Annotated in this window: 19 protein-coding genes; 11 read left to right on the forward strand and 8 right to left on the reverse strand. The window is 64.1% G+C overall.

Features of this window, described 5'->3' with window-relative positions:
* Window positions 1–107: 107 nt before the first annotated feature.
* The gene (locus FY036_RS13200) at window positions 108–1166 is read left to right on the forward strand and encodes a Fe(3+) ABC transporter substrate-binding protein (protein WP_148915194.1); all 1059 of its coding nucleotides are present in this window, start codon (window positions 108–110) and stop codon (window positions 1164–1166) included.
* Window positions 1167–1235: 69 nt separating this feature from the next.
* The gene (locus FY036_RS13205) at window positions 1236–2936 is read left to right on the forward strand and encodes an ABC transporter permease (protein ID WP_235897665.1); all 1701 of its coding nucleotides are present in this window, start codon (window positions 1236–1238) and stop codon (window positions 2934–2936) included.
* A gap of 235 nt (window positions 2937–3171) precedes the next feature.
* Here FY036_RS13205 and FY036_RS13210 read toward each other — a convergent pair whose 3' ends face one another.
* The gene (locus FY036_RS13210; protein WP_148915195.1) at window positions 3172–5130 is read right to left on the reverse strand and encodes an acetoacetate--CoA ligase; all 1959 of its coding nucleotides are present in this window, start codon (window positions 5128–5130) and stop codon (window positions 3172–3174) included.
* A 226-nt stretch (window positions 5131–5356) separates the two neighbouring features.
* Between FY036_RS13210 and FY036_RS13215 the strand changes: the two genes are divergently transcribed.
* Complete coding sequence (locus FY036_RS13215) at window positions 5357–7189, forward strand: AsmA family protein (protein WP_148915196.1); 1833 nt, start codon at window positions 5357–5359, stop codon at window positions 7187–7189.
* Window positions 7190–7210: 21 nt separating this feature from the next.
* Here FY036_RS13215 and FY036_RS13220 read toward each other — a convergent pair whose 3' ends face one another.
* The 6 genes from FY036_RS13220 to FY036_RS13245 form a co-directional block, all read right to left on the reverse strand.
* Complete coding sequence (locus FY036_RS13220; protein ID WP_148915197.1) at window positions 7211–8029, reverse strand: ABC transporter permease; 819 nt, start codon at window positions 8027–8029, stop codon at window positions 7211–7213.
* A gap of 6 nt (window positions 8030–8035) precedes the next feature.
* Complete coding sequence (locus tag FY036_RS13225; RefSeq protein ID WP_148915198.1) at window positions 8036–9013, reverse strand: ABC transporter permease subunit; 978 nt, start codon at window positions 9011–9013, stop codon at window positions 8036–8038.
* Window positions 9014–9022: 9 nt separating this feature from the next.
* Window positions 9023–10165 (reverse strand): ABC transporter ATP-binding protein, encoded by a 1143-nt coding sequence (locus tag FY036_RS13230; protein ID WP_148915199.1) that lies wholly within the window; start codon window positions 10163–10165, stop codon window positions 9023–9025.
* Window positions 10166–10234: 69 nt separating this feature from the next.
* Window positions 10235–11332 (reverse strand): polyamine ABC transporter substrate-binding protein, encoded by a 1098-nt coding sequence (locus FY036_RS13235; RefSeq protein ID WP_148915200.1) that lies wholly within the window; start codon window positions 11330–11332, stop codon window positions 10235–10237.
* Between the two features lie 109 nt (window positions 11333–11441).
* Window positions 11442–12911, reverse strand: coding sequence for a glutamine synthetase family protein (locus FY036_RS13240; protein WP_148915201.1), 1470 nt, complete (start codon window positions 12909–12911; stop codon window positions 11442–11444).
* A gap of 87 nt (window positions 12912–12998) precedes the next feature.
* Window positions 12999–13949 carry a DMT family transporter gene (locus FY036_RS13245; RefSeq protein WP_148915202.1) on the reverse strand — a complete coding sequence of 317 codons (951 nt, stop codon included), beginning with the start codon at window positions 13947–13949 and terminating at the stop codon, window positions 12999–13001.
* A gap of 139 nt (window positions 13950–14088) precedes the next feature.
* On the opposite strand from FY036_RS13245, the gene FY036_RS13250 reads away from it, so the two are divergent.
* On the forward strand, window positions 14089–15066 hold the full coding sequence (locus FY036_RS13250) for an NADPH:quinone reductase (RefSeq protein ID WP_148915203.1): 978 nt from the start codon (window positions 14089–14091) through the stop codon (window positions 15064–15066).
* 189 nt (window positions 15067–15255) lie between these two features.
* Entirely contained in the window at window positions 15256–16128 is an 873-nt protein-coding gene (locus FY036_RS13255) for a LysR family transcriptional regulator (RefSeq protein WP_148915204.1), read from the forward strand.
* Between the two features lie 13 nt (window positions 16129–16141).
* Here FY036_RS13255 and FY036_RS13260 read toward each other — a convergent pair whose 3' ends face one another.
* On the reverse strand, window positions 16142–17560 hold the full coding sequence (locus FY036_RS13260; protein WP_148915205.1) for a helix-turn-helix domain-containing protein: 1419 nt from the start codon (window positions 17558–17560) through the stop codon (window positions 16142–16144).
* A 222-nt stretch (window positions 17561–17782) separates the two neighbouring features.
* Here FY036_RS13260 and aceA point away from each other — a divergent pair, with 222 nt between their 5' ends.
* The 6 genes from aceA (at window position 17783) to FY036_RS13290 (ending at window position 23488) form a co-directional block, all read left to right on the forward strand.
* Window positions 17783–19072 carry an isocitrate lyase gene (aceA, locus tag FY036_RS13265; protein WP_148915206.1) on the forward strand — a complete coding sequence of 430 codons (1290 nt, stop codon included), beginning with the start codon at window positions 17783–17785 and terminating at the stop codon, window positions 19070–19072.
* A gap of 37 nt (window positions 19073–19109) precedes the next feature.
* Window positions 19110–19355: an SMc00767 family acetate metabolism repressor gene (locus tag FY036_RS13270; protein WP_148915207.1), complete on the forward strand. Its 246-nt coding sequence runs from the start codon at window positions 19110–19112 to the stop codon at window positions 19353–19355.
* A gap of 186 nt (window positions 19356–19541) precedes the next feature.
* Window positions 19542–19979 (forward strand): ANTAR domain-containing protein, encoded by a 438-nt coding sequence (locus tag FY036_RS13275; protein WP_148915208.1) that lies wholly within the window; start codon window positions 19542–19544, stop codon window positions 19977–19979.
* Between the two features lie 80 nt (window positions 19980–20059).
* Window positions 20060–21493, forward strand: coding sequence for a glutamine synthetase family protein (locus FY036_RS13280; protein WP_148915209.1), 1434 nt, complete (start codon window positions 20060–20062; stop codon window positions 21491–21493).
* Complete coding sequence (locus FY036_RS13285; RefSeq protein ID WP_148915210.1) at window positions 21493–22779, forward strand: NAD(P)/FAD-dependent oxidoreductase; 1287 nt, start codon at window positions 21493–21495, stop codon at window positions 22777–22779. Before FY036_RS13280 ends, FY036_RS13285 begins: the two co-directional genes overlap by 1 nt.
* A gap of 1 nt (window position 22780) precedes the next feature.
* Window positions 22781–23488, forward strand: coding sequence for an MBL fold metallo-hydrolase (locus FY036_RS13290; protein ID WP_148915211.1), 708 nt, complete (start codon window positions 22781–22783; stop codon window positions 23486–23488).
* Window positions 23489–23499 lie beyond the last annotated feature (11 nt).

Raw genomic sequence — 23499 nt, forward strand, 5'->3', positions numbered from 1 at the left:
CCCTTGACGGCAGGGATGGTTTCACGCAAAAGTGGACTATTCCTGTCAAGGAATGTCAAGAAAACTCATCCACGGGGCCTTGAACCCCAAAGGCTTGGAGGCAAACAATGTCATTCGGAAACGCTCGCGCGGCATCCTCGCGCCTGGCGCTCGCGGCCATCGCAGCCGGTATCGCTTATGTTCCTTTCGCTGCCCAGGCGGATGAAGTCGTCAACATCTATTCCTATCGCCAGCCGGCCCTGATCCAGCCCGCGCTCGACGCCTTCACCGCCGAAACCGGCATCCGCACGGAAATCCTGTTCCTCGACAAGGGTCTCGAGGACCGCATCGCCGCAGAGGGCACCAACTCGCCCGCCGACGTGATCCTGACCGTCGACATCGCTCGCCTGACGACCGTCAAGGAAAAGGGTGTGACGCAGGCGCTGGAAGACGAGACCGTCAACGCCAACCTGCCTGCCGAATATCGCGACCCCGAGGGCCACTGGTTCGGCATCACCAAGCGCGCGCGCGTGCTCTATGCCTCGAAGGAGCGGGTCGGGGACGAGCCGATCACCTATGCAGAGCTCGCCGATCCGAAGTGGAAGGGCAAGATCTGCATGCGCTCGGGCCAGCACGACTACAACCTCGCCCTGTTCTCGGCCGCCATCTCGCACTGGGGCGCGGAGAAGACCGAGGAATGGCTGACCGGCCTGAAGAACAACCTCGCCCGTAAGCCCGACGGCGGCGACCGCCCGCAGGCAAAGGCCATCATGGCCGGTGAATGCGATATCGCGCTGGGCAACACCTACTATGTCGGTCTGATGCAGACCAACGAGAAGGACCCGGAAGAGAAGGAATGGGCCAACGCCATCAAGGTGGTGTTCCCGACCTTCGAGAACGGCGGCAGCCACGTCAACGTCTCGGGCGTCGCGCTGGCCAAGAACGCGCCCAACCGCGACAATGCGGTGAAGCTGATCCAGTTCCTGTCGAGCCCGGAAGCACAGCAGATCCAGGCCGAGCAGTCGTACGAGTATCCGGTGCAGCCGGGCCTCGAGGCCTCGCCGGTGGTGCAGGCCTTCGGTGAACTGAACGCCGATACGCTTTCGCTCGCGGAGATCGCGGCCAACCGCAAGGCGGCTTCGGAGATGGTCGACCGCGTCGGCCTCGACGACGGCCCGTCCAGCTAAGCCTCCTCCAATGCCAAGCGAAAGCCGGACTGCGCAGGCAGCCCGGCTTTTGCGTTTGAGGGAACCAGCGTGACCACCCTAGACGGACCAACACGGCCTCAGCTTGCCCCTGCCCCGCGCGTCAGGCGGGAGCGGCACGGCGTCGTGTTCTTCATCGCGCTGGCGGTGTGTGCGATGGTCCTGCTGCCGGTCGTCACGCTGGCCGGAATTGCGCTGTCGGGCACCGGGGAGGCATGGCCGCATCTGGCCTCCACGGTGCTGCCGCGCGCGACGCTGACGACGCTTCATCTGCTGGCGCTGGTGGCGGTGCTGACGGCCGTAACCGGCGTCGCCTGCGCCTGGCTGGTGGTGGCCTACGAGTTTCCGCTGCGCAAGACGCTGGCGTGGGCGCTGGTGCTGCCGCTGGCCGTACCGCCCTATCTGGCCGCCTACGCGTTTGCCGAGTTCTTCCTGTTCACCGGCCCGGTGCAGACGCTGTGGCGTTCGCTCTTCGGGTTCCAGAGCGCGCGGGACTACTGGTTTCCCGATTTGCGATCGACGGGCGGGGCCGCGCTGGTGATGTCGTGCGTGCTCTATCCCTACGTCTATCTCACCGCACGCGTCGTCTTCATCATGCAGGGGCGCAACATCGCCGATGTCGCGCGGACGCTGGGCGCAAAGCCGTCGACGGTGTTTCGCCGCATTCTCCTGCCGGTGTCGCGTCCGGCCATCGTGGCGGGCGTGGCGCTGGTTCTGATGGAGACGCTGAACGATTTTGGCGCGTCGGAATATCTGGGCGTGCGGACGCTGACGCTCTCGGTCTTCACCACATGGCTCAACCGCGGCAGCCTTGAAGGTGCGGCCCAGATCGCCATGCTGATGCTGGTTCTGGTGTTCGCGCTGCTGATGGCCGAGCAATGGGCGCGGCGGCGGCAGCGGTTTCACTCGGCGCGCGCGACCCATATGAAGGCGCGGCCGCCGCGCGTGCAGCTCAAAGGGTGGAAGGGGCCGGCGGCCACGCTTGCCGTCGCCACGCCGATGCTGCTGGGCTTCGGCATCCCGATCTACGTGTTCGGTACCTACGCTCTGCGCCGCACGCACCAGTTCTTCGATCCGGCGCTGGCGCGCGCATTCGTCAACAGCCTGACGACGGCGCTGGCCGCCGCGGTGCTGGCGGTCGTGATCGCGCTCCTGCTGATAAACGCAGCGCGCGTGGCGCGCTCGCGCACGGTGACGCTCGCCACGCGCTTCGCCATGATCGGTTACGCGCTGCCGGGCACCATCATGGCGCTGGGGCTGCTGTTCTCGCTGGCGCGGTTCGACAACTGGCTGGACGCGCAGATGCGTGAATGGTTCGACGTTTCGACCGGGCTGCTGCTGACGGGCTCGGCCACGGCCATCGTGCTGGCATGCTCGATCCGCTTTCTGGCGCTGGCCGAAGGAGCGATCCGCTCCGGACTGGAAAAGCTGCCGCCCAACATCGACGAGGCTGCGCGCAGCCTCGGGCGCTCGTCGCTCCAGAGCGCTGCGAGCGTGACCATCCCGCTGCTGTGGCCGGCGATCTTCACCGCCGGCGTGCTGGTGTTCGTCGATACGATCAAGGAGTTGTCGGCGACGATCCTGCTGCGGCCGTTCGGCTTCAACACGCTCGCCACCTTCATCTACGAAAACGCCTCGCGCGGCATGGCGCAGGATGGCGCGGTAGCGGCGCTGCTGGTGATCGTGACCGCGCTGGTGCCGGTGGTTCTGCTGTCGGGCGCGCTGATGCGTGACCGCGACGCGATGATGTAAAAGAAAAGCGCCCCGAAGGGGGCGCCGAAAAATCGAAATTGGCTGTTACACAAGGGGCTTGAGCGTACCTGCCTCCGGGGGGCGCGGAGGGGGATTTCTCCCTCAAGTTACGCACGACTATCGAGGCCGGACCTTAACAAAACCTTACCGGCCCGGCCCAAAGTTTACGAATGTGTATCATCCCTGAAATCGAGGTAAATTTCTCCGACACCATTCGGTAACCATAATGGCCGGGTCACGCCCGCAGTTCCGGCAGGTCGCGGTAGAGCTCCAGCGCCTCGGGATTGGCCAGCGCTTCCTGGTTCTTGACCGTGCGGCCATGAACGATGTCGCGCACCGCGAGTTCGGTGATCTTGCCGGACTTGGTGCGAGGAATGTCGGCCACGGCGACGATGCGTGCAGGCACATGACGCGGGCTGGCGCCGGTGCGGATGCGGGCCTTGATCTTCTTTTCCAGCGCTTCATCGAGCACGACGCCCGGCGCAAGCCGCACGAACAGCACCACGCGTACGTCGTCGTCCCATGTCTGGCCGATACAGATCGCCTCGAGGATTTCCTCCATCTGCTCGACCTGATTGTAAATCTCGGCAGTGCCGATGCGCACGCCGCCGGGGTTGAGCGTCGCATCCGAGCGGCCGTGGATTATCATGCCGCCATGCGTCGTCCATTCGGCGAAGTCGCCGTGGCACCAGATGTTGTCGAAGCGCTCGAAATAGGCGGCGCGGTATTTCGACCCGTCCGGGTCGTTCCAGAACATGACCGGCATGGAGGGGAAGGCGCGGGTGCAGACCAATTCCCCCTTCTCGCCCCTGACAGGCTTGCCATCGTCGTCCCAGACATCGGTGGCCATGCCCAGGCCCGGCCCCTGAATTTCGCCGACCCATACCGGCTTGGTGGGCACGCCCAGCACGAAGCAGGCGGCGATGTCCGTGCCACCCGATATCGAGGCCAGATGCACCTCCTTCTTGATGCCGTCATAGACGAAACGAAAGCACTCGGGCGCCAGCGGCGAACCGGTGGACGAGATGACGCGCACGGTCGACAGATCGTACGTCTCGATCGGGCGCAGACCGGCCTTACGCACGGAATCGATGAATTTCGCAGAAGTGCCGAAGTAGGTCATCTGCTCGGCCTGCGCGAAATCGAAGATGACGTTGCCGTCGGGATGGAAGGGCGAGCCGTCATAGAGCAGCAGCGTCGCGCCGGAAGCGAGCCCGGTGACGAGCCAGTTCCACATCATCCAGCCGCAGGTTGTGAAGTAGAAGAAGCGGTCGCCCTCGCGGATGCCCGCATTGAGCCTATGCTCCTTCACATGCTGGAGCAGCATGCCGCCGGCGGAATGGACGATGCATTTGGGAATGCCGGTCGTGCCCGAGGAGAACAGGATGTAAAGCGGATGGTCGAAGGGCAGGCGCTCGAAGGTGAGCTCTGCAGGCTCGTACGAGGCGATGGCCTGGCCGAGTTCCTGCGCCTTGTTGATACCGGCAGCCACGTCCGTTGCACTCCCGAGATAGTCGACGATGAAGGCGGCCCGCACCGAGGGCATCCTGGCCAGCACGGCAGCAACCTTGGCACCAACCTCGATGCGCTTGCCCGCATACCAGTAGCCGTCGGGCGCGATGAACAGCACCGGTTCGATCTGGCCGAAACGGTCGAGCACGCCCTGCTCGCCGAAATCGGGGGAACAGGAAGACCAGATCGCGCCCAGCGAGGTCGCGGCGAGCATGCAGGCAATCGTTTCGGGCATATTCGGCATCATCGCAGCAACGCGGTCGCCGGCCTTGACGCCTTGGGCGCGGAAAAGCTGTTGCAGGCGCGAAACCAGCGCTCGCAGCTCATCCCATGAGAGGCGCCTTTCCACTTTGTCCTCGCAACGGAAGACGAGAGCATCGGACGGGCCGGTCTTCTTCAGCAGATTTTCGGCGAAGTTGAGCCTGGCATCGGGAAAGAACTTCGCGCCCGGCATCCTGTCGCCGTCGATCAGCACGCGCTCGCCCTTGTCGCCGACGACGCCGCAGAAGTCCCATATCAGAGGCCAGAAGCTCTCGCGGTCCTCGACCGACCACGCGTGGAGCGCGTCGTAATCCGCGATCGAACGGCCGCTCTCCTCCGAAGCAAGGCGCATGAACGCGCTGATCGGGGAAGCCGCGATCTCCTGCGGAGACGGGCTCCAAAGCGGGACGTTCTGGTTCATTCGGTTCCTCCCTGAATGTGCCGGCGCAATGCGTGCCACCCGGTCAGCGCTTCTTGCGCATGACGGTTAAGCATATCGGCGCGAGGCCGCGCAAGCTGGCAAAAATACCCGACTTGTGCTGGTGGAAAACGCCACAGGCAGGCCATAAAAGCTTGAAAAGCAGGTATCGGGAGTATTGGGTAGCGTCGGGCGGTCGCAGGAGATCGCCCCGCAGCGGCGAGGCTAAATGCGGTTTTCTATCGTAAGGAGGGGCGTTGTCGCGCTTGCAGCGCTGCTGCTGCTCGCCCTCATATTCGTCGCGATGCTCCCGTGGGTTGCATCCACGCAGATCGTGCGCGACCGCATCGCGCACGAATTGAGCCTGTGGAGCGGCTATCGGGTGACGCTGGGCGAAGCGCCGGTGCTGGACGTTTGGCCCACCTTCAAGGCGACGCTGAACGACGTGGCCTTCAACGAATGGGCGCGCAACGACAATCCGCCGGTGCTCGAAGCCGACCGCCTGGAAGTGTCGCTATCGGCACTGGCCGCGCTGCGCGGCAATGTGGTGATTTCGGCGGTGACCATGTACCGGCCGCTGCTGCGCCTGACGATCGAGGGCGCGGTGGTGGATCTGCCGGCCTCGCCCGGCGGCGGCCGGATGATGCGGGCGGTGGATACCGCACGCGCGATCGTCGCCAGCAATCCCAACAATCCGGACCAGAGCGCCCTGCCCGGCGACAATTTCGGCACGGTCGAGTTCGTGGACGGGCGCATCGTCGTGGTGGGCGGCGACGCGGGCGACGGCATAACCAGCCTGAGCGGACGTATCGCCTGGCCCTCGCTGGACCGCGCGGCGCGGGTGACGGCCACAGGCATCTGGCGCGGCGAAAACATCACGGTGGAGGCGCGGCTGCGACCGCTGCTTCTGCTGGCAGGCGCGAACACGCAGGTTTTCGCAAGCCTCAAATCATCGCTGCTGGAAACCAGCTTCGACGGTATCGCCAACCTGGCCGGCGACGCCTATTTCGAGGGACAGGCCAGTCTTGCGTCGCCCTCGCTTCGTCGTATGCTGGAGTGGTCGAAGACGGACATAGCGCCGGGTGCCGCCATCGGCGCGGTGTCGATCGCAAGCCGGGTTCAGGGCACCGCCAAGCGGCTGCGGCTCGATTCGGTGGCGCTGACGCTGGGCGGCAATCCGAGCCGGGGCGTGCTGGAAGTTTCGTTCGCGGACCCTGTGCCCGCCATCTCCGGAACGCTCGCGTTCGAGCGGCTCGACCTGCGCTCCTTCCTGGCCGCCTTCACGCCGCTGGCCTCCAGCAGCGGCAACATCTACGACCAGATCGATACGGGCTTTTCGGAGCAGCTCTCGCTGGACCTGCGGCTGTCTGCGACAACGGCAACGCTCGGTTCCATCGCCTTGACCAATCTGGCCGCCTCGACGCAGGTGAAAGGCAACCTCGCCGCCTTCGACATCTCGGATGCCGAGGCGTTCGGCGGCAGCGTGCAGGCGGGCGTGAAGGTCGATATGGGGACCGAAAGCAAGACCGTCGAAATGCGCCTGATGGCCAACGAGGTTGACGCGCAGGCTCTCGCAAAGGCCGCGGGCGCTGAGCGCTTGCTGCCGCAGGGCCGCGCAAACATATCCCTCATGCTGAAGGGTGCGGGGCGGGACTGGAACACCGTGATGGGCAACACCGAAGGCACGGTGAGCGCGACGCTGGGGCAAGGCTCGCTTCAGGGCATCGATCTTGCAAAGTTCACCGAACGGGTTTCGGCGGGCGGCTTCTTCCCGCTGACCGACGTGAACGGCGGGGCGATAGCGCTCCGGGCGGCGGACCTGAAGGCAAATGTCAGGGGCGGTGTTGCGAGGATCGAAAAGGGCGATCTCATTCTCGACCGGCAGGTCATATCGATGGTCGGCATCGTGCCCTATTTCGGGCGCGCGCTGGCGCTTTCGGGCTATCTCGCGCCGAGGGGCGAGGACGGCACCCACGGCGATCCGGACATGTCGTTCTTCATCGGCGGGGCATGGGACGCACCCTTCGTCACGCAGGCGACGCGCGGCCAGGATCACGAATAGGCACCGACGAGACGAAGGCGGTCAGCCGCGCTGGGCGGCCTGCTCATCGCGCTGGCGCTGCACGTCGCGACGCTTGTTCACGACGGCCGCCGTGAGCACGCCGGCCGTGACGACCACGATGAGCAGCGTACAGACGGCGTTGATTTCCGGTGTCACGCCCAGCCGAACCTGGCTGTATATGCGCATAGGGAGCGTGGTTGCACCGGGACCGGAGGTGAAGCTGGCAATGACCAGATCGTCGAGTGAGAGCGTGAACGCAAGCATCCAGCCGGAGACGATGGCCGGCAGGATGACCGGCAGCGTCACCTGAAAGAAGGTGCGCACCGGCGTCGCGCCGAGGTCCATCGCGGCTTCCTCCAGCGAGCGGTCGAAGCTCATGAGACGCGACTGCACGACGACTGCAACGAAGCACATGGTGAAGGTGATGTGGGCGAGGGTCACGGTGAGGAAGCCGCGGTCGAGCCCGATCGCCACGAAGAGCAACAGCAGCGACAGGCCGGTGATAACCTCCGGCATGACCAGCGGGGCGAACACCATGCCCGAGAACAGGAAGCGACCGCGGAAGCGCGTGTATCGAGTGAGCGCGAGGGCGGCGAGCGTGCCGAGAACCGTGGCCACCGTGGCGGAGACGAACGCGATGCGCGCCGTGACCCACGCAGCATCCAGAAGCTGCTGGTTGGAAAGCAGCGATACGTACCAGCGGGTCGAGAACCCGCCCCAGACGGTGACGAGCCGGGAATCGTTGAACGAGTAGATGATGAGCAGGATGATGGGCAGGTAAAGGAACGAGAAGCCCAGAACCAGCGCGGAGATGTTGAAGCGGCTAAGCTGTCCCTGCATGGCGGCCTACCTGCCCTGCTCCTGGGCGCGCGCCTGCGCCCGCTGGAAGAACATCATCGGCACCACGAGGATGAGAAGAAGCACGATGGCGACGGCGGACGCCACCGGCCAGTCGCGGTTGGAGAAGAACTCGTTCCATAGCGTCTTGCCGATCATCAGCGTCTGCGACCCCCCCAGCAGATCGGGAATGACGAACTCGCCGATGGCGGGGATGAAGACGAGCAGGCTTCCAGCCACCACGCCCGGCAGCGACAGCGGGAACGTGATCTTCCAGAACGCGCTGATAGGCGTGCAGCCCAAATCCTGCGCTGCCTCGATGAGCGAGAAATCCATCTTCTCCAGCGTGGCGTAGAGCGGCAGAACCATGAACGGAAGGTAGGAATAGACGATGCCGATATAGATCGCCGTATTGGTGTTCATGATCTGCAAGGGGGTGTCGATGGCGCCGATCCAAAACAGGAACTGGTTGAGCAGGCCCTCCGGCTTGAGGATGCCTATCCACGCGTAGACGCGGATGAGGAACGACGTCCAGAATGGCAGGATCACCATCATCAGGAGCAGCGGACGGAGCGAGCCCGGCGCGCGCGCCATCGCATAGGCGAGCGGATAGCCGATCAGCAGAGCCAGAAAGGTGGAGACGCCCGCGATGACGACGCTCGACACGTAAGCATTGAAGTAGAGCGCGTCGTCGAGCAGCCACGTGTAGTTCTCGAAGGACAACTCGCGAAGGTTCGCGAGGAAGCCCGATATGCCATCGTCCCAATTGAAGACCGGAGTGTAAGGCGGCATCGCTATCGTGGTCTGCGACAGCGAAATCTTGAACACGATGCCGAAGGGGACGAGGAAAAAGATCAGCAGCCAGAGATACGGCACGAGAATGACGGCCCGACCGGTAATGGCAGCGATAGCGCGAGACGCAAGACCCTGCTCCCCGACCTGACCGGCCGTGGTGCCCGACAGCGTTTCCTGAACCGCCTGAGCCATCGCCCGCCCCTACCTTGTCAGCACGACGCCGGCATCGGGCGCAAAAGAAATCCAGGCCTTGTCGTTCCAGCTAAGCTGGTCTTCCGTGATGCGCGCGCTGTTGAGCGCGCTGGCCTTGACGACCTGACCATCGGAAAGCTTGACGTGATAGACGGTCATGTCGCCGAGATAGGCCAGATCCCAGATCTCGCCTTCCATGACATTGGGGACGCCTGCGGCCGGGGGGCGCGACGAGACCTTGATCTTTTCTGGCCGGATGGCGAATGCGACCTCGCTGCCGGCGGCCGCATCGCCCGCGTTTTCAACCACGATGCGCGCGCCGCTTGCGCCGGTGATCGTCGCGGTCTTCTCGCTGCGCTCGGCGACGGTTCCTTCCAGCATGTTCACGTTGCCGACGAAGTCCGCGACGAAGCGCGAGGTGGGCGCTTCGTAGACTTCCGCCGGGGTCGCGACCTGCATCACCTGACCCTTGTCCATGATGGCGATGCGGTCGGCCATGGTCATCGCTTCCTCCTGATCGTGGGTGACGACGACGAAGGTGAGGCCGAGTTCCTGCTGCAAGTCCATCAGCTCGAACTGGGTGGCTTCCCGCAGCTTCTTGTCGAGCGCGCCGAGCGGCTCGTCGAGTAGCAGCACCTTGGGCCGCTTCGCTACCGAGCGGGCAAGCGCGACGCGCTGGCGCTGGCCGCCGGAAAGCTGGTGCGGCTTGCGCCTTGCGAACTGCTCCAGCCGGACGAGCTTGAGCATCTCGGCAACCCGCGCCTCGATATCCGCTTTCGGCATGCCGTCCTGCTTGAGGCCAAAAGCGATATTGGCCTCGACCGTCATGTGCGGGAACAGCGCATAGGACTGGAACATCATGTTGACGGGCCGCCGATAGGGCGGGATGCCGCGCAAGTCCTGTCCCTCAAGGAGAATGCGGCCGGAGGTCGGCTCCTCGAAGCCGGCGAGCATGCGCAAAAGGGTGGATTTGCCGCAGCCCGACGCGCCCAGAAGGGCGAAGAACTCGCGCTCATATATATCGAGCGAAAGATCGTTTACGGCGGTGAAGTCGCCGAACCGCTTGGTGACATTCTCGAAAACAATGTAGGGCCGGGCCTCGGGATCGTTCCACGGCGCGAAGCTCCTGCGGATACTGCCAAGCGATTTCATCTTTCGTCCCCGGTGGCGTTCCTTCGCCCAGATGAAAGACGCCGGCGCGATGCGCCGGCGTCGAAAGCTTTACTGACCGGTCACGACCCGGGTCCATGTACGCGTAACAACGCGCTGGGTTCTCGAATCGTAGGGAATATGGGTGAACAGCGTGGCGAGCGCCGCCTCGTCCGGATAGATCGCCGGATCCTCGATCACTTCCTGGTCGATGAACTCCTGCGAGGCGAGGTTGCCGTTGGCGAAATAGACGTAGTTCGTCGCCTTGGCGATGACCTCGGGCTCCATGATGAAGTTGAGGAATTCGTGCGCTTCATCGACATTCGGCGCGTCGGCGGGGATTGCCATCTGGTCGAACCACATCTGCGTGCCTTCCTTCGGCGCGATGTAGGCGACGGTGACGCCCTGGTCGGCCTCGGCCGCACGGTCGCGGGACTGAAGCACGTCGCCCGACCAGCCCACCGCCATGCAGATGTCGCCGTTGGCCAGCGCGTTGATGTATTCTGACGAGTGGAACTTGCGCACGTGAGGACGCATTGCGAGCAGAACCTCTTCAGCCTTGGCGAAGTCGTCGGGCTCGTGGCTGTTGGGGTCGAGGCCGAGATAGTTCAGCACGATGGGAATGATGTCGCTCGGCGAATCCAGCACGTGGATGCCGCAGCTTGCGAACTTGGCCGCATTTTCCGGCTTGAACAGGACGTCCCAGCTGTCGATTTCCTCCGTGCCAAGGATTTCGGCCACCTTCTGCACGTTATAGCCGATGCCGACGGTGCCCCACATGTAGTTGATCGAATACTCGCCGCCCGGATCGTACTTGTCGGTGCGCTCGGTCACCACGTCCCACATATTGGCGAGGTTGGGCAGCTTGTCCTTCTGCAGCTTCTGGAACACGCCGGCCTGGATCTGGCGCGACAGGAACGAGCCCGTGGGCACCACGACGTCGTAGCCCGAACCGCCGGCAAGAAGCCTCGTCTCGAGGATCTCGTTGGAGTCGAACACGTCATAGACCACGCGGATGCCGGTCTTCTCGGTGAATTCGGCGATCAGCGAATCGTCGATGTAATCGGACCAGTTCAGCACGTTGACCACACGGTCCTGTGCCTGCGCGGCGAAGGTGAAAGCCGCCACAGCGAGCGACGCGGTCGATAACAGAATTGCCTTGCGGATCATGATGTTCTCCTCTGTCGATGCCCCTGCCCCGGCTCGTGACGGCCGGGGTCTTTTGTTCAAACCTATTGGCGTTTTTGCAGTGCGACAAGCGCGAAAACGCCGCGCCCGGTCAAAGGTACGTGGTTCGCTCCAGCGGGGTGATCTCGCCCCAGAACGCTAGTATCTCCGCCCGCTTCAAATCCTTGTAGACCTTGGCAAGAAGCGGCCCCAGCGCCCGATCGACGAAACGGCTCTTCTCCATAAGCTGGAGCGCGTCGTCCATATCATCCGGCAGGAACAGGCCCTCGTCATCGTACGCGTTACCCTCGATGGGAGGAGGCGGCACTGCCTTCTTCTCCACACCCTCGACCATGCCCTGGATGATCGCCGCCATCACGAGATAGGGATTGGCATCGGCGCCTGCGATGCGGTGTTCGACGCGGCGGTTCTCGTCGTTGGAGACGGGTATGCGCAGCGCGACCGAACGGTTGTTTTCGGCCCACACCGCGCGCGTCGGCGCATAGGAGCCCGGCGTGATACGGCGGAAGCCGTTCAACGTGTTGATGAAGAGCAGGAGCGATTCCGGCATCGTCTTCAACAAGCCCGCAACCGCCGATTCCAGCCGGGCGCGCCCCCTCGCTCCGCCGAAGATGTTCTTGCCGGCAGCATCCAGCATGGAAGCGTGGACGTGCATGCCGTTGCCGGCATATTCGAGGAAGGGCTTGGCCATGAAGGTAGCGGTGAGCCCGTGTGCGCGGGCGCAACCGATTACGATGCGGCGAAGCATGATGACATCGTCGGCCGCGCGCAGCGGATCGGCGCGATGCTTGAGATTGACCTCGAACTGGCCGGGAGCGGCTTCCTTGATGATCGTATCGATCGGCAGGCTCTGCGCGGCGGCGGCGTCGCGGATCATGTCGAACAGTTCCGCGTGCTCGGCCAGATCGTCCAGCCCATACATGCGCAGCCGATCGGGACCGGCGGTCGCACCCACCGGGGCGGGCATGCCATCGTCCCAATCCGTCTCCGGGTCGAGCAAATAGAACTCAAGTTCGAAAGCGACGACCGGGAAGAAGCCCTTGGCGTTGACCTCGGCGACCTTGCGTTTCAGCACCTGGCGGGGATCGACAAGAAACGGCTCACCCTCGGGCGAGAAGGTCTGCAGCAGCACCTGCGCGGTCTTGCGCTTTGCCCACGGTACGATCGAGAGCGACCCGCGCGTGGCGCGGCAATAGCCGTCCTTGTCGCCGCTTTCGATGTGCAGGCCCGTCTCGGCGACCTCGCGGCCCCAGACATCCAGCCCGTGCAGCGACATCGGGAAGTTGACGCCTTCCTGAAACGCCTTCTTCAGCGCATCGCCGGGCGCCCACTTGCCGCGCATGACGCCGTTGGGGTCGACCATCAGAAATTCGACGGCCTCGATGTCGGGGTGTTCTTCGATGAAGGCCAGAAATTCGCGCTCGTGATCGGGCGAGATGAAGCCGCTCGTCTTGCCAGCCTGGCCCGACGGAATTCGCTTCTTCCTGGCTATGGTCGTTTCGTTTGCTTTCGATGAACGCTTGCTACCGGGCTCCAAGACGCCCGTTGACGTGGATCGCAAGATAAACCTGCTTGGTTGTTGCCGATGCGACAGCCTGCCCTTGCGTTCGATGGCTTGTCAATGGGGCCACGTCCGATGCCGGCTCGCCTAGCGAGGCGCTGCAACCCCCGATACGCCCGGCCGTTGCGGGCGCGAAAGACGACGGAACTGAAGGCCGATATGGATCAGCAGGGCGGTGAAGACGATGGCGCCGCCCACAAGCGTGCGCGACGACGGAACCTCGGCGTGGACGAGCCAGACCCAGACGGGACCGAAAAGGGTCTCGAAGGTTGCCAGCAGGGCGGCATAGGCCGCAGGGATCATCCGCGCGCCCGTGGCGAAAAAGGCAAGGCCGAGGCCCAGATTGACCGCGCCGAAGGCGAACAGGAATCCCATGTCGGAACCGGACACGGCAAGCGTCGAGGCCTGCGTTGCAGCGAGAAGACCGGCCACTGCCGTGCCCATGCACATCGCCGGCGTCATTCGCACATGGGCAAAGCGCCTCGTCAGCACGGTAGCGACCGAAAACACCATGACGATGACGAGCGCCAGCCCATCGCCCACCGCCGAGACGTTGCCGGTTAGCGAATCCGACACCATCACGCCTACGCCGACGATCACCACGGCGATGGCTATCCATGTGGGCAATGAAACCCTCTCGCCAAAGAGGAGAAACGCAAGCAGCGCCGCAAAGAGCGGCGCGCCCGCCTGCATCAGCAGGATGTTTGCAACGGTGGTATAGGAGAGTGCCACCACGAAAGACGACGTCGCGATGGTGAAGCAGCACGCGACCGCGAGACCCGGCAGGCCCATGCCGCGAAAGAGCTGCACAGTACCGCGCAGGCCATCGCGCCACAGCATATAGCCGAGAAGGAAAGAGGCGGCCCAGACCGACCGCCAGAAGATCACGGTCCAAGAATCGCCTGCCTCGACGAAGCGGGCGATGACGCCGCCGAGGCTCCAGCATAGCGCGGCGAGGAAGACGAGCATGTAGCCCGCGCGTTCTTCGCCAGCGGCCTGCCCCGCCGGATACGACTGCTGAGACGCGGCGTCTGCCATGGCTGCATTTTCCTGATGGCGAGGACGCGCCGTTTTCTCGGCAGCGCCCATCCTTTCGCACGACTAACGCGAAGCGCGAGGGCTGGCGTGGTCCAGCGTCCTCGTCTAGTTGTGACACGCAGGTGCGGAGGAGGCAGTCATGAAAGCGGCATGGTACGAGAAGAACGGTGAAGCGCGCGACGTGCTCGTGGTGGGCGACATGGAGACGCCCAAACCCGCGGCCGGCGAGGTACTGGTGCGGCTGCACACCTCGGGCGTGAACCCCTCCGATGTGAAGAGCCGAAAGGGCCGGCCGCTGATCGCGCCGCGCATCGTCCCCCATTCCGACGGTGCCGGCACCATCGACGCGGTGGGCGACGGCGTGGACGAGGCGCGCATCGGCGAGCGCGTATGGGTGTGGAACGGCCAGTGGAAACGCCCGTTCGGCACCGCGGCCGAATATATCGCGCTGCCGCAGGACCAGGCCGTGAGATTGCCGGCGGGCATCGACTTCGCGACGGGCGCCTGCCTCGGCATCCCGGCGCTGACCGCGCTTCACGCGGTGAGCCTTCACGGCGACATTGCAGGCAAAACGCTGCTGGTGACGGGAGCGGCTGCGGCCGTAGGTCACTATGCGACGCAGATGGCCAAGCTGCGCGGGGCACGGGTGATCGGCACCTCGTCACCCGAGCGGCAGAAACACGCGCGGGCTGCCGGCGTGGACGAACTGATCGACTATCGCCACGAGGACGTGGCCGAACGCGTGAAGGTGCTGACAGGCGGTGCCGGCGTTGACGGCATCATCGACATGGACTTTTCATCCACGGCGGGCCTGCTGGCCAAGGGCGTGCTGAAGCCGCACGGCAAGATGGTCTGCTACGGCTCCAACGTGCCGGCTGAAATACCGCTGTCGTTTCCGGCTATGCTGTGGGGAAGCCTGACGCTCAGCGTATTCGTGGTCTACGAGCTTCTGCCGGCCGAGAGACAGGTGGCCATCGCCGAACTGACCCGGCTGCTCGAAGCCGGCGCGTTGAAGCATTCGATCGGCGCGCGCTTTGCCCTGGCCGATATCGCAGCAGCGCATGAGGCAGTAGAAGGCGGACGCGTCACCGGCAACGTGGTGCTCGACATCGGGTGATCGGTTGCGGGGCTATCCAGCGACCACTCGCTGCGGCGGCGGTCGCGCTCGGCACGCGTGAGTTCGTGCTGGAGGAGAACCAAGCCTGTCATGAAATCCATGTTACAACTCCCATGTTGTTCATGGATGGAATATGAGCGTTCATAATTCCTGCTTGAACGGCCGATTTCCGCAATTTATCTTTCGTTTATGAAAAACATCGACTGGAGCGACCTGCAACTGTTCGTCGCCGTCGCACGCGGCGGCGGGCTTTCGCCGGCAGCCAAGGAAAGCGGCTCCAGCCCGGCGACGGTGGGACGGCGCATGCTGGCGCTGGAGCAGGCCGTCGGACGGCCGCTCTTCGTTCGGCGGCAAACCGGCTACGAGCTGACCATCGACGGGCGCGCGCTTCTTTCGAAGGCGCAGCTGATGGAAGCCAACGCGCGTAGTATCGACGACTGGCTTGAAGCAGAAGGCGGCCGCTCGCTGGTGCGAATTTCGGCCGGCACGTGGACGGCCAACTTCTTCGCCGACAATTTTTCACGGCTATGGACCCCTGAAGACCCCTTTCGCATCGCCTTCAAGACGACCGAGGCAAAGCTGGACATTGCCCATCGCGAGGTGGAGATCGGCGTGCGTAACGCCGCGCCGGAGAGCCCGAACCTTGCCGGACGCCGCACGGTTGAGGTGGCGCAGGCCGCGTTCTGCGCACGCAACGCCGGGGAGGCCGGCCGGCGAAACTGGGTGGCGATCTCGCCCGAAGACATGGCGACGCGCTCGGCCCGCTGGCTCGCCGCCCAATCGGGAGCGACGTTTGCGGCGTGGGCCAACACGCCGCGGACGCTGCACGACCTGATCCGCTCGGGCGTTGGCAAAGGCGTGATGCCCTGCTTTGCGGGCGACCGCGACCCTTTGCTCGAGCGCGCCGGCGACGAAATCGCCGATCTGCGAGAGGGGCAGTGGCTTGTGATGCACAATGAGGACCGCCATCGCAGCGACGTGCGCACGGTGATCGACCGCATAGTCGCGCTGGTGAATGCCCATGCGCCGCTGTTTCGCGGCGCGCGTCCGCTGGGCGGGTAGTCCTGAATGCGGTTTACTGAAAATCAAAGGCGCTGAGCCCGGAGGCCATTTCATCAAGCCCCAAGGGACGGGTGACGGGCGGTTCGGCGCGGGCAAGACATCCTACCCGTTCGCACAGGCGACAGGCGGTGCCGACGGGCGTGGCGGTGCGTGATCCGGGGAGCGCTGCGGCGTAGACCGTCTCGTCGCCGAAGCCGATGTCGCAGCCGATGAGGATGGCAGTGCGACGCGGCCTTTCGCTGAATGCGCCCTGGGGGCCTTCCAGCGTGCGGGCGATGGTCAGGAATTCCGCCCCGTCGGGCATCTCGACCGCCTCGACGAATATCTGTCCGGGCTGGGCGAAAGCGGCATGCACCGGCAGCTTGGGGCAGCCTCCACCAAAGCGGGCATGCGGAAAGCCCTGCGCGCCGGCCCGGCGGAACCGGTTGCCGGCATTGTCTATCTCCATCATGAAGAACGGAATGCCGCCGCCGGAGGGCCGATGGAGCGTGGTGAGGCGATTGGCCGCCTGCTCGAACGAGACGCCGAAGCGGGAGCGCAGCACATCGACATCGTAGCGCGCGCGCTGGGCGGCCGAGGCAAACGCCTGATGCGGCATCATCAGCGCATGGGCGGCATAGCGGGCCAGCTCGAAGCGCGCCAGGCGCCGCGCCTCGTCGCTGCCGAGCTTCAGCGATTTGAGCTCGGCCGCGATGGCCACCTGCATGCGGATGAGGCAGGCTTCCATAGCGACTTCGCGCAGTTGGTCGAAGGGCGACAGGCGCTCGGAGATGAAGAGCCTTTGCGAGTGCCGGTCGTAGCGCCGGCGCCAGTTGGGCATGGTGGCGACGGGCAGCACCTTGACGACGATGCCGTAGTCGCGCCGCAGCCACTGTTTGAGCGCGCCGAACAGATCGTCGCCCGGCTGGAGAAGCTGCGCGAAGGTTTCGGCCTCCTCTTCAATGGTGGCAAAATGATTGGGCCTTCGCTCGAAAATCTCGCGCACCTCATCCACCGGCAGCCGCGCGGAAGACAGCGTTGTCGCGTGACCCTCGCGCGCGAGCAGTTCGGACAGGTCGGACAGGCGCTCTGCCTGCTCCCTGTAGGCGCGGAACAGCTTGACCACCGCCGCAGCCGCGTTGGGGGCGCCTTCGGCCACCTCGATCAGCTCCTGGTCGCCCGGTAGTTCGCCTGAAAGCAGCGGATCGGAAAACACCTCTCGCAGCGCGGCAACCGACCCGCCGGCCTCGGCCTGAAGCTCCTCGGGCTCGACATCATAGACCGAGGCGAGCTTGAGGATGAGTTGCACCGTCAAAGGGCGCTGATTGCGCTCGATGAGGTTGAGGTAGGAGGGCGAGATGCCGAGGCCTTCCGCCATCGCCGTCTGGGTAAGCCCCTTGGCGTTGCGGATGCGCCGGATGCGCGGCCCTGCAAAGATCTTCCGGTCAGCCATGCACCTTGACCAGTTTTTACAAAATTTGGCCCACCGCCAACTTTACAATATTGACAAGTTTACAGCCGGAGAATGTCAAACGCAAGACAGGTTCACCCGATTCTCACGAACCTTTCCTGCATTTTTCTCGTTCTATCCCGCAATGCAATGTAAATCTCGTCACACATCGTTGGCACCGCAGCCGACTGAAAGCTCGAACACAAAATCTCTACGGAGCATATCATGACCGATTTTTACAATCTCGTCCCTTCCGCGCCCGAAGGCCGTTACGATGGCATCGAGCGCCCTTACTCGGCTGAGGACGTGAAGCGGCTGCGCGGCTCCGTACAAATCCGGCATACGCTGGCCGAAAACGGCGCCAACCGGCTGTGGAAGCTCATCAACGAGGAGGACTTCGTCAACGCGCTGGGCGCGCTGTCGGGCAACCAGGCGATGCAGATGGTGCGCGCCGGGCTGAAGGCGATCTACCTTTCTGGCTGGCAGGTCGCGGCTGATGCCAACACGGCTTCGGCGATGTACCCCGACCAGTCGCTTTACCCGGCCAATGCCGCGCCTGAGCTTGCCAAGCGCATCAACAGGACGCTGCAGCGCGCCGACCAGATCGAGACAGCCGAGGGCAAGGGTCTTTCCGTCGATACCTGGTTCGCGCCGATCGTCGCCGACGCGGAAGCAGGCTTCGGCGGGCCGCTCAATGCCTTCGAGATCATGAAGGCGTTCATCGAGGCTGGTGCTGCCGGCGTGCACTTCGAGGACCAGCTCGCGTCCGAGAAGAAGTGCGGGCATCTGGGCGGGAAGGTTCTGATCCCTACCGCGGCGCACATCCGCAACCTCAATGCCGCGCGGCTTGCCGCCGACGTGATGGGCGTGCCGACGCTGATCGTTGCGCGCACCGACGCAGAGGCCGCCAAGCTTCTGACCTCGGACATCGACGAGCGCGACCAGCCCTTTGTCGATCACGACGCCGGACGCACGGTCGAAGGCTTCTATAACGTGAAGAACGGCATCGAGCCGTGCATCGCACGCGCCATCGCCTATGCGCCACATTGCGACCTGATCTGGATGGAGACGGGAAAGCCGGACCTCGAGCAGGCAAGAAAATTCGCCGAGGCCGTGCACAAGGCCCATCCCGGCAAGAAGCTCGCCTACAACTGTTCGCCGTCATTCAACTGGAAGAAGAACCTCGACGACGCGACGATCGCCAAGTTCCAACGCGAGTTGGGCGCGATGGGCTACAAGTTCCAGTTCATCACGCTGGCCGGCTTCCACCAGCTCAACTACGGCATGTTCGAACTGGCGCGCGGCTACAAGGACCGCCAGATGGCGGCCTATTCGGAGCTGCAGGAAGCGGAGTTCGCGGCTGAGGCCAACGGCTACACGGCGACCAAGCACCAGCGCGAGGTCGGCACCGGTTACTTCGACGCCGTGTCTCTGGCGATCACCGGCGGCCAGTCCTCCACGACGGCCATGAAGGAATCCACCGAGCACGAACAGTTCCGCCCGGCAGCAGAATAAGCCGGCGAAAATCCGGGGCACCACAAGGAGAAGACCCATGACGCCCAGAACCCGCGTGAAGGAAAGAGCCGAGGAACAGGCCTCGGCGATGAACGACGACCAGCAGGCCATGATCCGCATGGTGGCGAACGACCTGCACCGGTTGAACCAGTCCGTCATGAAGGCGGTGGAAGCCGGGGTCTCGGTGGAGCTGGTTCGCTCCGCCCGCCACCATGGCGGAGACGGCAACTGGGGCGACCTGCTCATTCCGGTGATCGTCACCCAGGCGCGTAACGCCGCCTGACAAACAACGCATCGGTAGAGATGGGCGGCGCCGTCGGTGCCGCCTTTTTCTGTGTCTTAGGCTGATTTAGTGACACGGCCGGTATAGCCAGCGCCCTCATCTTGACACCCTTGGGCAAATCGCGAACAAACAGGCCACTAGCCTGCAATTCCGTCTACTGAGCTACTCAAACGATCGGTACGCCCCATGCCGCATCCGAGTCTCGACGAGACCAACGGCGCGCATCCGCATGCGCGCGCCACAGATTTCGGCCTTGCGCTGGTTGTAGGTTCATCACCGATAAATCGGATCGTGGTGGCCAGCATCGCCGAGCGGGCGGGGCTGAAGGTGGTGGCCGAAACGCCCGAGACTGCCGGCGCAGCGCTGAACGCGCGCCGGCCCGGAACGGTGATACTCGACGGTGGCGCCGACGACCGGGACTGCGAGCGGCTGATGGAGAGCCTTGCAGCGCAAAGGCTGGCAGGTGGGGGCCGGACGCCGTTCGTCATCCTGCTTTCCAACCGCAACTCCAGCGAGGCGCTGCCGCCCAGAGGCGGCACGATCGACGCGATCGTCGCAAAGCCGATCACGCCAGACAGGCTGCAACCGCTGATCCGAAGCATGATGGATCGCGTTCGCGGCTGATGGTTTCGGGGCCGCGCCCCCTTTCCTTCGCTCGCGACGAGCGGCTATAGTTCGCCGTCTCGAATAATCATTGGTGATTGATGCCCGTCCAGAAAAAGGAAGCCCGACCTGCCAGTCGCGGTGGCAGGGTGCGTGTACCCGCATTCGTCCAGAGCCAGCGCGGCGTGAAGAACTGGAAGGAGGCCACCGGATGGCTGGACTGGCGCGGCATCGAGGACATCGAGTGCATCACGCCCGATCAGGCAGGCGTGGCGCGCGGCAAGATGATGCCGTCGAAGAAGTTCACGTCGAACACGTCGCTGGCACTGCCGTCGGCCGTGTTCATGACGACCATTTCGGGCGGCTATCCCGAAGACGGCAACGGCTTCACCTACCCAGAGGACGACGGCGACCTGAAGCTGCTGCCCGACCTCTCTACGCTTTCCGTCGTGCCGTGGGAGAGCGACCCGACAGCGCAGGTGATCTGCGATCTGGTGCATCAGGACGGCCGCTCGGTCGAGTTCACGCCGCGCAACCTGCTGCGGCGCGTGGTGGCCGCCTATGACGAACGCGGGCTCAAGCCGGTCGTCGCCCCGGAGATCGAGTTCTATCTGGTGCGCAAGAACCCGGACCCGGACTATCCGCTGACACCGCCAGTCGGCCGCTCCGGCCGCGCCATTGCGGGCGGACAGGGCTATTCCATCGCCGGCGTCAACGAGTTCGACGAGCTGATAGACGACATCTACCACTTCTCCGAAGCTCAGGGCCTCGAGATCGATACGCTGATCCACGAGGAAGGGGCGGGCCAGCTGGAAATCAACCTGCGGCACGGGGATCCGATCGAACTTGCCGACCAGGTGTTCCTGTTCAAGCGCACCATCCGCGAAGCGGCGCTGAAACACGAGACCTATGCGACCTTCATGGCCAAGCCAATCCAGGGCCAGCCGGGGTCGGCCATGCACATCCACCAGTCGGTCATCGACAAGAAGACCGGCAAGAACATCTTCTCGAACGGGGACGGCGGCGAGACGGATGCGTTCCGCTATTTCATCGGCGGGATGCAGCGCCACATACCCAATGCGCTGGTGATGCTGGCGCCCTACGTGAACTCCTACCGGCGATTGACGCCGTCGGCTTCCGCGCCGGTCAATACCAAATGGGGCTACGATAACCGCACCACGGCCTTCCGTGTTCCTCGCTCGGACCCGGTCGCGCGGCGCGTGGAAAACCGCGTCCCCTCCTCCGATGCAAACCCCTATCTGGCGCTGGCCGCATCGCTGGCATGCGGACTGATCGGCATCATCAACAAGGAGCAGTGCGAGGCGCCGGTCGGCACGTCGGTCAATGAGGATGAGATCGAACTGCCGCGCGGCCTGCTGGAAGCGGTCGATCTTTTCGAAGGCGACGAGCCGCTGCGGGACATGCTCGGCTCGGCCTTCGTCTCCACCTATGCAGCGATCAAGAAGGCGGAGTTCGAGACCTTCATGGAAGTTATCAGCCCGTGGGAGCGGGAGTATCTGTTGTTGAACGTTTGATGCACTATCAATCTCCCATCTCTCCCGGCTACTCGTGGTATGAGGCGACGGCCGGTGAGCGGCCGGAATATCCCGCGCTCGACGGCGATATGCGGGCCGATGTCGTGGTGATCGGCGGCGGATTCACGGGGCTTTCGGCCGCCGCGCATCTGGCTAAGGCGGGCACGAACGTCGCGCTCATCGAGGCGCATCGCTTCGGCGACGGGGCGTCGGGACGAAATGGGGGACAGTTCGGCACCGGCCAGCGCGCATGGGCGGAAGAGCTGGAAGGCGAACTTGGCTTCACCCGCGCCAAGGCGCTGTTCGACGTGGCCGAAGAGGCGAAGGCGCATGTGTTGGGCTTCGCGGAGGCCAACGGCATCGACATCGACTATCGGCCCGGCCAGATGTCGGTGGTGCACAGAAAGCGCTACCTGAAGGACTATCAGGCGCATGCCGACATCATGGCCGAGCGCTTCGGTTATCCGCATATCAGTTTCATGGACGCGCGCGAGACCGCGGAGCGGCTGGGATCGACCCACTATTTCGGCGGTGTGCGCGATACCGGAACCGGCCATATCCATCCGCTGAAGCTGGTGATCGGCACTGCCCGCGTCGCGGCGGAAGCCGGCGCGAGGTTGTTCGAAAATACGAAAGCTACAGGCATAGTTTCGCAGGGCGGCAAGGTGCGCGTGACCACGCCTGCCGGCACCATCACGGCCGACAAGGCGCTGATCGCCGTCAACGCCTATGGCGGCGATCTGGAAGCGGAAAGTGCCGCCCACATCATGCCGATCGGCTCGTTCATCGGGGCGACGGTGCCGCTGGGCAGCGACAGCCCGGTCATTCCCGGTGGCGAGGCTGTGGACGATTCACGCTTCGTGGTGCGCTACTTTCGGAAATCGACCGATGGCCGCCTGCTTTTCGGCGGACGCGAAATCTACGCGCCGGGCGACCCGCAGGACATTCATGTCCACATCCGCAGGCAGATCGCCGAGATCTATCCAGCGCTCAAGGACGTCGAGATCACGCATGCCTGGGGCGGCTATGTCGGCATCACGATGCCGCGAAAGCCTTTCGTGCGCGAAGTGATGCCAAACGTGATTTCCGCCGGCGGCTATTCCGGCCACGGGGTGATGCTGTCGAACTTCATGGGCAAGCTCTACGCCGAGACGGTGGCGGGCAACCGCGACCGGCTGAAGCTGTTCGAGGAGCTGAAAATCCCGGCATTTCCAGGAGGGCGTCGCCTGCGCTCGCCGCTGCTCTTCCTCGCGCTGAACTGGTATGCGTTGAGAGACCGGTTCTGACATGGCCGGGTGGTTCGAGACACGGCCGATCTCGCCCGGTGTGACGCTGATTACCGAACCTTTCGTCCACCCGATCTTCCGCGCCAATCTCTATCGTATCGAAGGCCGCGACTTCGACATACAGCTCGACTTCGGCATGGGCATCAGGAGCCTTTCAGCCGACCTGGATTTCGGCGACAAGCCGGTCATGGCCATCGCAAGCCACGCGCATATAGACCATGTCGGCTCATTCCACGAGTTTGCACGACGTGCCGGCCATCACGCGGAAGAGCGGGACTTCGCCACGCTTGGCGACAACTTCACCGACTGGTTCAAGAGCCTGGATGGAGCGGTATCCCGACAGCCTTACGAAGGCTGGGAGCTGCAGGATTACCGGCTGGCGCCTGCGCCACTGACCCAGTTTCTCGAAGACGGCGATGTCGTCGATCTGGGCGACCGGCGGTTTACGGTCCTGCATCTCCCCGGCCACTCGCCGGGTTGCATCGCGCTGCTGGACGAAGCCAATGGCGAGTTCTTCTCGGCCGACGCGATCTACGACGACGAGCTTTACGACCAGTTGGAAGATTCCAGCATCGCCGACTACCTAGCGACGATGCGACGGCTGCTGGAGCTGGACATAAGCATCGGCCATGGCGGGCATGGTCCGAGCTTCGACGAGGCGCGGATGCGCGAGATCGCGCTCGACTACATCCGCACCCGCGAAGGCTGAACGCCCCGACC

It is taken from the genome of Neoaquamicrobium microcysteis (genome assembly GCF_008180155.1).
Classification (GTDB): domain Bacteria; phylum Pseudomonadota; class Alphaproteobacteria; order Rhizobiales; family Rhizobiaceae; genus Aerobium; species Aerobium microcysteis.